Genomic DNA, 13,011 nt, shown 5'->3' with positions numbered 1-13,011 from the left:
AGATCAGGCGAGGGACCTCAGCCCCAATTGACACACCGGGTTTATTTCCGTGGGCCCGCCTGATGCGGGCCCACGGAAAATACCCGGCTACGCCCCCTTCCAGAAGGGACGCTCTTCCAGCTCGCCGAATCGGGCTTGCCCTGAGGCTAGATCCACCAAGATTGGCCAACAATCCAGCAATTGATTCTCGCCGGTGCTCAAGAATTCTGCGGAATTATAAGGGGCGATAAGGATTCCTTCCTTCACTCGCGCCCTATTCCAGTTGATAGCCAACTCGGGCTCAGTAGGCCTCTTACTTTCTTGCAGAAATTCTTCTGCAATCAAGCGAGCCTGCTCTTCTGAGATCATTCGTCTGTCCTCATGAATTTATAGCTGTCCCATCCGGCCGCATGGCTGGCGTTGCCGGATTGCCCATCTAGAAACGTCACCCTTCCACCGGAGTTGATCACATTGAACACGTGGCCTCCATCGGCGTCCAGTCCCCACACGATGCCTCGGGCTCCAGGGCCCGCCTTCTGCATGTCAGCCACGATGTTGGAGAAGCTCCTGGCTCGAAACCTTACTCCGTAGAAATCTTCAATCACCTTCTCGGAACCGCGTTCCAAGTTAGGAATGGCGCTCGACCGTGCCCCGTTGGCCATGAGTTGATCAAGTGAAATGACGCACGCCCGGCAGTTTGTCTTGCCCCCGGCTGGGTTGATGAGAGCTTTGAGGCCTGTTGCGGGGGTGTAGTACGTGCCGCCCAGGCGTGTAGTGCGTGCCGCGCTGTACGCACCGACGCCGACTGCGGCCCCTCCGCCTACTACCGCGCTTCCCCCTGAAGCACCGCCGGTCATCACTTCCGCAATTTCCGCGGCACACACTGGAGCCGTGGCCAGGCATCCTTCACCCATAGCGACAGCTACGGGAGCGGCGACAACAGCCAGTGCCACAGCCGAGACGACGCCCACCACAACCTTCTGCCAGGTCGCCATCTTGGGTCTGTCAGGGAAGTCGTCGGGAGCATTCGGATCGTAGTAGGGATTGGTTCCCATGGCGTAGCAGGACCTGCACTGCGATCCGTCTCTTGCCTCAGGCTTCGGATCGGGGCCCATCTTGAACTCGATGTGCGCCGACTTAATGCCTCCGTCGGTGCGGATGGTGACAGTCATGCTGCCGCTTCCGGTACCGCCGCCTGCCTTCTCGTATTGAAACGTCTGCGTGTAGGTCTTCGTTGAGTGGTAGACCCAGGTCCCGTGTGGGCCCATTGTCATGGAGTCGTAGTATCTGCCGCCCTTGCCGTCGTTGCATCCGCGTTCGCAGTCCGTGATCGGCTTCAGGCCGGTGGGGTCGGACTTGGTGACCGGGGTGTTGTCGGCGTAGGCGTAGCCGTTGAGGGACTCGTGGTCCTCGGGGGCGAGGACGGGATCCAATGAGAGGAAGCGGCCGGTGGCGGGGTCATATTCGCGGGCGCCGAGGTGAGTGAGGCCGGTGTCGGCGTCGGCGGGTTTACCGAGGAATCCCTTGTCGTCGGGCCAGCCCGACGGTGTCGCGCCGCGTGCCTCACCGAAGGGGCTGGTGTACCGGCGGGTGATGGCCTGGGTGGTGGCGTCAACCGTCATCGAGGCGGTGCCGTGGTGGTCGTCGACCATCCAGGACAGGCCAGTCTCGGTGCGAACGATGGTGGCGTCGCCGGCCGGGTAGTAGCGCTGAGCGGTGAACTTCTTGGCAGCCGTGTCGTAGTGGAGCTCCTGGCCGCCCAGGTAGAGCACGGTCTTGACGGGGCCACGGCGGATCAGGAGTTCGCCACTGGCGTCATAGAGGTAGTCGGTGGTCTTGGTGCCTTCGGTGAGGCTACTCAGTTCCCCTTCGATGTCCCAGACGAGGCCCTGCGCGCTGCCGGTGGTGCCGTAGCGCTTGGTGGTGTTGCCCTGCTCGTCGTACTTGTAGTCCTTGGCCGTGCCACCGTTGACCGTGACTGAGGTCAGGGTGTGGGGCTGGCCAGCGCCGTTGGCGTTGACGGCCGGGTAGCCGTACGCGGTGGTGGTGTTAGCGGTGATCTTGTGCTCGGTCTGGGTGTCGCGCAGTCCGCCGACCTTGTAGGTCCAGCTGGTCCAGTACGGGGCCGGGCCGCCGAGGGCCGTTGCCGAGGGGGCGGTGGCGCAGTCGTTGGAGGAAGGGGTCCAGGCATCGGTCAGGCGGCGGTAGCCGTCGTAGGAGAAGCACTGGGTGTCCGTGCCGTTGACCTTGTCAGCGACCGACTTGACGTTGCCGGTGGCGTCGTAAATGTAGTCGACGTCGCTGGTGTAGCCGGTGTTGGTCTGGTCAACAGTGTGCGTGTTGGACAAGCGCCGGGTGCCATCCTCGTAGCGGTTGAGGATCTGGAGTTGCTTGGCGCCGGTGGAGGTGCCCAGGCGGGTCTCCTCGATCTCGCCGTACGGGGAGTAGCCGATGTTCTGGACGTAGTCGGTCATGCCGTCGGTGCCGGTGAGCAGCCCGAGGTCGTTGTAGCTGTTGGTGACGGTTTCGGCGGGCAGGCCGGCCGCCGCGGGCATGGAAGTGGACTGGACGGTGCCGTCGATGTTGTAGGTGGTTGACGTGGTGAACGTCGGAGAGGTGCCAACGGCCGTGAGGGCCTGGGCCAGGGGGTCGGCAGCGGCGATGACGGTCTTGGTGCCCTTGGGACGGCCGAGCATGTCGTAGCCGGTGACGACCTGGGAGTAGATCTTCCCGGTAGTCCCGCCTACGTAGCGGATTGCCGCAGTCGGCTGTCCCTTGGTCAGGGAGTCGTAGGTGAACTTGGTCAACTGGTGGGCGTTGTCCTTCACTCCGTCCCAGGTACCAACCTTGCGGCCGAGTTCGTCGTAGTCGGTTATCAGGGTGTGGGAGACACCGTTCAGGGTGGACGTGGCCGTGAGCGGCTGGTCGGCGTCGTTGTAGGTGGTATCGATCTGTCCCTTGTCAGGGTCGGTGGAGGTGATCTTGCGGCCGCGCAGATCGTAGCCGTAGGTCCAGGCCGCCCCGTCTGGTCCGGTCATCTTCTTGAGCTGACCGCCGGGGGTGTACTCGTAAAGGGTGCGGGTGTAGTCGCTGCCGGTCGGGGCGGGGCCGCCGTACTCGCGGCGTTCGGTGATCCGGCCGCGTGCGTCCTTGACCGTCAGGGTGCCGGTGCCGCCCGCGGTGGCGGTGACGGCGGTGCGGTCGCCCTGGTCGTCGGTCTTGGTGCGCCACTTCTCCTCGTTGTAGACCCGGAAGATCGAGTCGGTGGCACGGCCGGCAGCGTCGTAGACCGTCTCGATGGAGGCGGGCACGGAGCCCTGGAAAGTGTTGGCCAGGGTGCCCGAGGGGGCGTTGTTGTCGTGGACCTGGCTGTTGGTGATGTAGGCCAGGCCGCGGTCGTCGTAGAGGGTTTCGGAGATCACCCGTCCGCCATTGGGTGCGGGGACCTGCTTTTGGCGGGAGCGCAGCAGTCCGTCGAAGATCTCGTAGGAGCTGTTGTAGGTCTTGCCGTCGGCCTTGAGGGCGTCGGTGCGGACCCAAGTCTCTTTGTCGTTGTTGATGCTGTAGGCGTAGACGATGCTGGCGGCGTCCTGGAGAACGCGGGAGCGGTCCGGCTTCCAGACCGAGACCAGGCGGCCGAGCGCGTCGAAGGCCCACTCGGTGATGTTGCCGTTGGCGTCGGTGGTCTTGGTCGCAGTGCCCCAGGCCGGGTCGACTTCGGTGGTGGAGGTGTAGAGCTTGGGGTCGATGGTGGTCTTGGACGTCAGCGGGCCGTAGCCGGTGTCGTCGGGGACGTAGGTGGTCTTGACTGTGCGGTTGAGGGCGTTGGTCGCGGTGAGCGGGCGGCCCAGCTTGTCGTAGGTGGATCCGGAGGCCTGCTGGTAGACGGGCTTCTTGTCAGCGTCGTAGCTTGCGACCCGGTAGGAGGCGGTGATCTCGCCCAGAGTGGGCGCCACTCCGACCGCCTGGTTGTCGTAGGCGGTGGTGATGTCAGAGACGACGTCGTCGGGGACGGCCGGGGCGGTCGTACACGGGACTGCGTAAGTCTCGGAGCGCGAGACCGTGTTCACCAGCCAGGCCGTGGTGTTGCGGGCGTAGCTGGTCTTCACGCACGATTCGTCGCCGGTCTTGGCGGCGTCGCCGCTGTCCTCGACGGTGATCGGCATGCCGTACGTGGGGTCGTACGTGGTCTTCTGGGTGACCGTGCGGGTGCCGGTGGAGGTCTTGGTGCGGGTGGCCGTTTCGCCTGCCTGGATGATCCAGGAGTCGGTGGTGCCCCAGCTGTAGGTGTGGCTGCCGGTGTTGTGTGACCAGGGGGTGTTGATGGTGCCGCTGAGTTCCTCGGTGCCGTTGTAGACGATGGTTTCGCGGACGAAGCCCGCGTATTGGCGGGAGTCGTCGATGGCGGTTCCGGTGGAGTCGGTGACCTTCTCCACCCGGGCGGTGTCGTCGAGTTCCTTCTCGCCGTTCAGGCCGCGCATGTAGAGCGTGGACTTTTTGGAGCGCGGGCCGTCGGAGTCGCCGGAGGTTTCTACGACCTTGCGGTAGCCGCGCCACTGGGACCAGGTGCGGTTGGATGCCTTGGTCAGGCCCTCGTCGTCGGCGTAGGCCCAGCCGGCGCCGTCCTGGTAGTCGTAGTACTTCTCGTTGGTGTCGCCGTGGCCGTAGGGGTCGTCCTGGAAGACGGATGTGACCACGTACTTGTGGAACCAGTCGGTGACCGGGGTCGCCCCGGACTGGGACCACTTGACCGGGAAGCAGCGGCGGGTGTTCTTATCGATGGCCGCCGGCATGCTGGTGCCCCAGATGCAGTCCGGGCCGGAGTAGTTGACGGTGATGGTGGAGCCGGTCTCGGACGTGATCTTGCGCACGCGCCATTTGATGTAGCGCAGGGTGTCGGGGGTGCTGCCCTCGACGTGGTTGGACATCTGGATGCCGCCGAAGACGACCGGCGGCATGGCGGCTGCGGTGGTGTTGGCCTTGCCGGTGTTCTGGATGGACTTCAGCCACAGGCTCGGTGAGGAGGCGTCACCGGTGTCGGGGAAGTTCTGGTCCAGGTGCCAGGTGTCCACGTCCCGCTGGGTGGTGCCGGTGCCGGTCCATACCGAGGTGGTGATGTCGGTGAGGCGTTTGCGGGTGAAGAAGGCGGGGCCGATCTGGGTGGTGCACTTCGTGTTCGACGCGCAGATCATGTCGAAGGGCACGTCGGGCCAGTTGGCCTTGGTGTCCTTGGTGAGGCTGGAGCATCCGCCGGAGACGACGCAGCGCTCGTCGTAGGTGAAGCGGACCTGCTGGGCGGCGGGCTTGGCGTAGATGAGGTCGCTGCGCAGGCCGTAGTCGATGCGGTTGAGGTAGCCGCCGCGGGTGTAGCCGGTGCCGTTGACGCTGGTGTCGGCGTTCTTGGAGTAGTAGTTCGTCTCCTTGCCGTACCAGTAGGCGGAGGCGTTGCCGTGGGGGTCGACGACGTAGTCGAGGTTCCAGCGCCAGGCCTGGTTGCAGAAGGAGTCGGCGAAGCCGGTGGACTTGTAGCAGGGCTCGCCGGAGTCATCGCCGAAGACCGGGACGGTCCATACGGAGTTGGTGACCGGGTCGTCGTCGGCGGTGTCGGCGGTGCCCTTGTCGCTCCAGCCGGGCAGGCGGTGCTTGCCGAAGAAGTACTGGATGCCAGAGGCGTCCGTGACCTTCCAGTACTCGGTGTTGTCGTCGCCGTTGCCGGTGGCGCCGGCCAGATGCTCGACGCGGGTGCCGTCCTCGTTCTTCACCTTCCAGGTGCCGCCGGACGCCTGGGACAGGGCAGCGCTGTCGCAGGCCGTCTTGTCGGTGCAGGCGTTGACGAGCTCGACGGCCTTGCCGTTGAGGACCAGGGTGGCGTTGGCGTACTTCCAGCACTGGTCGCCCTTGCCGGACTGGCCGTCGTCCTTGCACGAGCCGTACTTGCGCTCGATGTAGGACTCAGTGATCGAGAAGCCCTCGCCGATCACCGAGGTCTGGTTGTTCTCCCCGGCCGTCCGGCCGTCCACGGAGGCGGAGTTGTAGGAGATGGACAGGTTCGGGGCCGGGCCAGCCGTCGCCGGAGGGACTCGCAGCGGGTAGTTCCAGGTGAAGTCACCGGTGCTGCCGCCGGCTTCCCAGGTCGCGGTCGGCGACAGCGAGGTGGCGCTGTAGTCGCTTCCACCGCCCGAGCTGTCGGCGGCCGCCGCCATCAGCATCGGAGTACCAGCGTTCAGGGTGTGGGCGGAGAGGGTGCCCGTCAGGGTCTGGGATCCCGCGTCGTTGCCCGCGCCCGCCACGGGCCGCTGGATACGGCAGGACTTCTTCTGCGGGGTGGTCAGCGCACACGTCGGGAGCGTCACCAGGCGCAGTCGGGGGCCAAAGTTGCCGCCATAGACGTCGGAGAAGGAGGAGTAGTCGAGGGAGATACGGAGGTTGTCGGTGTCTCCGACGGATTTCCCGGATGCGGCGCCGACCGGGTCCACGGTGAGCAGGACACCGTTGATGCCCGCCTTCTTCGCGGCTGCCTGGGAGTGGAGACGGAGCGCCACCTTCTCGGCCGGGCCGGTGCCTTTCGCCGCCGTCTTGCTCTTCGGTGCCTTGGCCACCGCGGTGACGGGCTGCTGGGCCAGCTTCACGCCGAGACCGCCGACGGTGACAGCAGCCCCGCCGGTCGCCGGGACGTCGGCACTCGCCTTCCCGGCCTCCGGCCAGGAGGCCTTCTTCAGCCGTTCGCGGGTCTCGCGGGCCGCCGGTGCGGCCTTGTCCTTCGGCGCCTTGGACGTGCCGGGCTTGAGCACGCCGACCTTGTCGATCTTCGCCTCAGGCCGGTCCTCCAGCTTCTTGCGGGCCGGCGAGGGTTGGGCCTGGGCGGCGAAGTCGTAGCCCGGGGGGACCACGACTTGCGGCAGGAGGCAGAGCGAGGCAACGAGTACGCCACGGCCGAGCCAACGACGTGCGACCGCCCCTGGCAGCCGTCTACGGAAAGGCGGTGAAGACATGATGAAGTCCCCGTTCTCGGAATTGGTCAGGAAGCATCCAGGCGACGGCCCCGGCACCCAAGGAGCTCAGTACGGTGGTATACGGGAAGGCCGAGCAGGACGAGACAGGGAAGGCTGTGGGGCCGGCCCTGTTCCGTCCTGCTGCTACTGCTGTTCGGTGTTGAACCGGTTGGCGATGGTGTCGGTGGAGGTGGCTCCGGCCCAGACACGGACGGTGTCGATCGTTCCGGGGAAGTAGCGTGCGGGAGCGCCGTTGATCTTCGCCCGGCCGATCTCGAACGCCCCGCTGCCCTGCCAGGGGGCGGTGTAGGGCACACCCTCCTCGGCTCCCATCTGGGCACTGTCGACGTAGAGCTTGAGACCGCCGAGCTTGGAGGTGTCGTCACCATCGGCTGCCGCCTGGGCGTCGTAGACAACTGTCAGCATGACCGGGACGCCCAGCTGGGCCGTGGTGCGGGCGTCGGACCCGCTCGTGGTCCAGGCAGCCCCGGTGCCGTCCTTGTCGGGGCGGCCGAAGGTCCACCGCCCCTGGGTGCTGCCGGCCGGCTGCTCATACCACACGCCCCAGGCGGACTGACTCGTCCCGGACTGGCCGAACACCTGCACCGCGTACGCCTTGCTGGTGTCGGCGAGCTTGGCCGGGTTGAGTGTCACCCACGCGGTGGCAGTGAAGGAGCCGGTGTCGTCGACGACCGGGCCGGCGGCGCTGGCAAAGGCGCTGGTGCCGTTGAGGGTCAGCGTCTGGGTGGTGGTGACTTCTTCGCCAATGTCCGGATCGCCGTGGCTGATCTGGGTGAGCGCAGCGCCGTTGAGGGTGAGGTTGCGGCTGAAGCCGCTGGTGTCCTTCACCGTGGTGCCGGTCGCGTTCGCGACGTCGGTGGCGTCCCATTTGGCGACGAGTGCGGGGACCGGGTCGCCGGAGGTGCCGTCGGAGAGGTCCTCGTCCTCCAGCCAGGCCTCGTGGGTGACCTCGGTGTCCGCGAGCGCACGAGACCAGACCTTCACCTCGTCGATTGTTCCGGCGAAGTTGTCCTTGCTGGCCCCCGATGCCAGCAGCCGTCCAACCTGCAGGCCGCCCGACGCCTTCCACGGGGCCACCGGAAACGGCACCGGACTGCCCTGCGGGACGCCGTTGACGTAGAGCTGGACGGTGTTCGCCGCCGCGTCATAAACGCCAGCCAAATGGGTCCAGGCGTTCAGGACCGGCGGCCTGGCGCCGATCGAGCGGGTAATCGCGGGGCTGGCGACATCTGTCTGGTGCCGGTTGAAGATCCAGGCGTTGTAGGCGGTCGAGTAATACAGCTGGAACCCAGCGGCGTTCGTGCCCGCCTGGGACAGGACGGTGTAGTTGACGTCCTGCTTCGTCAGCCGTGCCCAGGCGGAGACCGTGAAGGATTTGGTGGTGTCCAGCACCGGGCCGGAGGTGGCGAGGTAGGCGCTCGCGCCGTTCAGCTTCGCCGCCCCGGCACCGCTGCGGGCGAGCGTGTCCCAGGCGGCTCCCGAGGAAGTCAGCGGGTGCTGGGTGGCAGTGGTGGAGTCGGTGAGCGTGTTGTCCAGGTGCCAGATCCCGGACGGCTGTTCGGCGCCCTTCACCAGGAAGCTGTAGTAGCCGGTCAGGGAACTGTTCTGGGCCGCGTCAAAACCCCACACCTGCAGGGTGTTCTCACCGGCCTGGTTCGGCGGGATCGTCTGAATGGTGGACGCGCCCTTGGCAACGGGAATCGGGGACGAGATCGGGCCGCTGTTCAGTTTCCACTTGTAGCTGGTGACGTCCGACTGGATGCCGGCCTTGGTCAGGTCGTCGTCCCCGGGCGTGAAGGTGAACCTGCCGGGCATCCCCACCCCGCCCGCAGCCGCGGTGGTCTCGGCCGGACCGTAGTCCGCGCTGGTCACCACCGGAGACGGCGGCTTCTGCGTGTCGACCCGGAAGTAACACCAGGACGACCACAACGAGTCCAGCACACCGGAGACGCCCCGGTCCGTCATGTAGTACGCCTGTGTCTTGACCCGCATCCGATAATCGCTCTGTTGCGGCAACGCGCTGGTGGACGCGGTGCGGGCGGCGTTGTCGGCCACCCAGGCGCCGTCCGGCGACGCCGCGGACCAGACGCGGCTGGAACCGTCGGCCTTCCACACCTCGAACGCCGCGCGCAGTTGGGACTGGCTTCCGTCCGCCGACTGCACCGTGGCCAGCATCTTCGGCGACGAATCACTCGTGGCGAACGGCAGGTTGGAAGCGTTGCAGGCCCGCCCGGTGTTGCCTTGCTGGACACCGGAGGAGGTCGGCGTAGACGGATAGGACACGTACGTCACCGACAGCTTGGCGTCGTTACGGAACCGCGCCCAGGCGCCCGCATCCGACTCGTCGTGCGCCGTCAGCGAGAACGTGATCTGTGCGGCCTTGTTCGCCGCGTGCGAGGCGAGAGTGGTCGTCAGGTTCTCATTCGACTCACCTTTCACATTGTCGCTGAACCGCACCCAGTTCGCTGGCTGCGACGGGCTGCACAGGGTGCCCCGCCCGTAGGCCACGTTCTGATCACCCATCAGGTCGTCCGCGACGGGCCTCCCCGACCAGGTGGTGCTGGAAGAAATACCCCTGTCCACGTGGCTCAGGTCGTACGTGTGCGGCTCACAGCTGAACGTCCACAGCTGGTAGACCTCCAGCACAGCGTCCAGAACCTTCTTGCCGTGGATCGACGACAACGGGTACTCAAAGTACATGCGCTGCGTATACGGAGTGTTGGCGCAGAGGTAGCCGGCGTAGTTGGAACAGCGACCCACGCCCTTGTCCCCGTCGAACTCCCAGTACTTGGTGCCGTTGGAGGCCAGAGCCGTCCAGTCCCCCAGCGCAATCCCCTTAGTCGGCGGATCGATATAGAGCGGGAAAACCGTGTCCTCGCCGTGCAACAGCGCCGGATCGGGCGTGATCTCCAAAGTGGAACCGGTGATCTTCAGCGGCACCTCGGCCGCCGCATCCCCGCTGCCGGGCCCCTCCGAAGAGGCGGGCTCTCCCCCGGCGGCGGGCAGCGGAACGGTATCCGGCTCCCCCGCGGCGTCCGTCCCGGCCGACGCGGCAGTGCGGACCATTTGCGTCGCCACGCCGGACGCGGCACTGGCCGAGGCGTCGCCGGCCGAGTCCCACATCCGTCCCGCCGGGCTCTCGAAGACCGGACTGCCGTCACCGTCACGCGCCACGAAGCCACCGTCGGCCGTCGGCGCGATGTCCAGGCCGCTGCCCGAGACAGTCATGCTGATCGTCGCGAGCGCCGGGTTCTTCGCCGCCACGGCTGTCTTGACCACAAGCACGGACGTGTAGCCCGAACTCAGCGCAGTCAGCTTCAGATCGACGTCCGGCAAAACGTTGGCGTAGGTGGCGGTACTGCCGTCCAGTCGGGGCTCGGGCAGCGCGGTCGGCCAGCCCAGGCGCAGCGTGTGCCCCTCGTCGGCCAGCTCAACCAGACCATCCGCGCTGCCGCCGCCAGAGAAGGTGAGACTGGCCGTCGTGTTCTTCGACCGCACGCTGCCATCGACCTCACGCACGAGGCTGGTGTCGATCGGGGCCCACGTGCCGTCGTCCTTGCGGGCGCGGACCGGAGCCGCGTTCATCTCCTGCGTGAACGTGCCGTCGGGGTTGGCGAAGACCTGGGATGACTCGGTCGTCGCCGCGTCCACAACGACCCGCTCACCGCTCTGCGCCGCGAGAGCGCTTGCCTGCGACTCTGAAGCCCCGTCAGCTGCCGTAGACGCTGACCCGTCATCGGCAAATGCAGGCGCCGCCACGGCTCCGACCAGCGGAACCGCTCCCCCCAGCAACGCGATCGCCAGTGCACCACTCCGCGCCGCACGACACCAACGACGCCCCCGTTTTTGCGTCAGCACACCCCACCCGTTTCTTTAATTTTTCTTTAGAAGAAGCAGTGAAGATCATGTGACGAGCGGGGTCAATGGTGTCGTGCGTCACATCGTTCTATCTTGAATCTGCCAGCTGGGAGTTGATGACAGCTGACGGAGGGGGCGCAACAATGAGCCCCACATACCCAACTCCAGACGTCGACACTCAGCTCCCTGGACAGTCAACTCACCCGCAACCGCCAGAAACTGACCACCCAAAATATGCAGGAAGCCGCGTACACAGCAGAGCCTCTCGGCGAAGAGACGCCCCCATGGTTCGCGATTTCAACCTGCCCAGCCCCCGCAGCAGGCCCTGGGCAGGCCCTCCAGAACTGCTGACATGCCGCACCGAAACGGGGTGTGCGACCCGTAGCCCGGCGAACGGCATTTGACGCAGATGTCTTGTTCGTGAGCGGTACTGGTGGGGATCAACAGCTACATGCGGCTCGAGCTGATGACAGCGTTGGCAAACATCCTGCCTGCCCCGGCCGCGATCTTGGCCAACTGCGCCTCCTGGCATCTGCCTGCCCCGCACTGCACTCTGATAGCGGAGCCGAAACCGGCGTCCACCATGCTGGACGCGGTCCCAAAGCCACGAAGCCGGCCGAGGACACCTGCCGCGCCGGCACGCGTCCAAACAGCGCACCGTCCTAAGGTCACACGATGTAGCACCGACACCGCCGGGGTTGGCCGAGCGCAAGAAGCCCTCCGCGAAGGAAGTCCCCGCCACACGGCCCCATCCCCCTCAGGTCTGTTGCTCCGACGAGCCCGTTGACGGCAGGCGTTGGTACATCTCGATCAGGAAGTCGGACGGTCCGTCCGAACGCCAGTATCCGCTCCTGGTGTGGTAACCCGGGCCGTAGATCAGGTGCAGGGTTCTTTCGGCGCGGGTCAGGGCAACATAGAACGTGCGCTGTTGCTCGGCGAGTTCCTTTGCGGTGGCCGGACGCCATCTGCCCCGCTCTGGAACGTTGCGCGGAATGATCCCGTTGAGCAGCCCGGGCAGGATCACGGTGTCGAACTCCCGGCCCTTGGCTGAGTGGTAGGTGGTCAGGAGGACCTTCCCGATCACCTCCGTTGTATTACCCCGACGCAGTGACGCTGGTGCCGGGTGCCGACTCGGCCGTGCTGGCAGCCCGGATCGACACCACCGCGCCCGGCGCCTCCGTCAAGGACAGCTTCGCTGACCTTGACCTGACGGAGGCCGGCTTCCAGGTGCTGTTCGAAGCACAGTGGATCCACCGCCCGGCGCGTGCGCCCGCCGCCGCATCGGACCTTGCCTGGGACGTGGCGTGTGATCCGGACACGCTGCGCGCCTGGGCGCTCGCCTGGGACGACGGGGGAGGCAACGCGGGCCTCTTCCGGCCCGAACTGCTAGACGACCCGGCCACCTTCGTGCTCGCCGGACAGTCCCCAGACGGTCGGGTGATTGCGGGAGCGGTGGCGAGCCGCAGCGATCATGTGGTCGGAGTCTCCAATGTCTTCGCTCTGGACGGCGGCCCTGATGCAGCCTGGCCGGTCGTACTTGACTCGGTGCACTGGCTGTTCCCCACCCTGCCGGTGGTCGGCTACGAGCACGCCGATGACCTGGAGGTCGCTGTCCGCCATGGCTTCGAGCCGGTCGGTCCGCTGCGGATCTGGCTGCACGTCTAGGCCGGCTCCAGGGCCGGATGGAACCCTTGTTGCGCTACGCGCCCATGACCGATCGTGCAGTTCAGGCCCGCACGAGGGCCGCCCGAACCGCCGCTCGCGACCACGGTCCCCGTGGAGACGGCGACCGCCCTCCGCACGCCACCACCCACGACCCAGGCTGGTCTCCCCCGTCCAGCCGGGGTCCTCCCCGTACCGGCGCCCCGCACAGAGCGTCAAGGACATTCCGGCGTACGGCACGCACTGCCCTGCAGCAGCTTCTTCAGTCGAGGTGAAGGGTTGTCAGGGCAGTGGTCCAGTCGGTGACGATGGCCTGCTGCGCGGCCGCGAGCGTAATCTGGCCCTTGCAGACCGCGGTGTGCAGCTTTTGTCTCCACCGGGTCCTTCTTGTTGTTCACCCCGGCGCGCGGGCCCCGAGCAGGCGCATGCCGGTTGCGGGCCAACCGCCGAAGGGCGGCGGCATCTCAAGCACAAGCGACCCGCTCGGTGCCCAGGACCG

At 66.3% G+C, this 13,011-nt stretch carries 5 protein-coding genes; 1 reads left to right on the top strand and 4 read right to left on the bottom strand.

The window, feature by feature from the left end; genetic code table 11:
- Nucleotides 1-87 precede the first annotated feature (87 nt).
- The 4 genes from D1369_RS42595 to D1369_RS42580 form a co-directional block, all read right to left on the bottom strand.
- Nucleotides 88-348: a hypothetical protein gene (locus D1369_RS42595; protein WP_082319529.1), complete on the bottom strand. Its 261-nt coding sequence runs from the start codon at nt 346-348 to the stop codon at nt 88-90.
- Nucleotides 345-6,971 carry an RHS repeat-associated core domain-containing protein gene (locus D1369_RS42590; protein ID WP_082319528.1) on the bottom strand — a complete coding sequence of 2,209 codons (6,627 nt, stop codon included), beginning with the start codon at nt 6,969-6,971 and terminating at the stop codon, nt 345-347. Before D1369_RS42590 ends, D1369_RS42595 begins: the two co-directional genes overlap by 4 nt.
- 144 nt (nt 6,972-7,115) lie before the next feature.
- The gene (locus D1369_RS42585; RefSeq protein ID WP_240436162.1) at nt 7,116-10,850 is read right to left on the bottom strand and encodes a LamG domain-containing protein; all 3,735 of its coding nucleotides are present in this window, start codon (nt 10,848-10,850) and stop codon (nt 7,116-7,118) included.
- 757 nt (nt 10,851-11,607) lie between these two features.
- Entirely contained in the window at nt 11,608-11,934 is a 327-nt protein-coding gene (locus tag D1369_RS42580) for a 3'-5' exonuclease (protein ID WP_007387263.1), read from the bottom strand.
- Between D1369_RS42580 and D1369_RS42575 the strand changes: the two genes are divergently transcribed.
- Nucleotides 11,898-12,515 (top strand): hypothetical protein, encoded by a 618-nt coding sequence (locus D1369_RS42575; protein ID WP_007387262.1) that lies wholly within the window; start codon nt 11,898-11,900, stop codon nt 12,513-12,515. The genes D1369_RS42580 and D1369_RS42575 overlap by 37 nt on opposite strands.
- Nucleotides 12,516-13,011 lie beyond the last annotated feature (496 nt).

Source organism: Streptomyces sp. CC0208, from assembly GCF_003443735.1.
GTDB classification, from domain to species: Bacteria; Actinomycetota; Actinomycetes; order Streptomycetales; family Streptomycetaceae; genus Streptomyces; species Streptomyces sviceus.
This window is presented reverse-complemented; position numbering and strand designations above follow the sequence as displayed.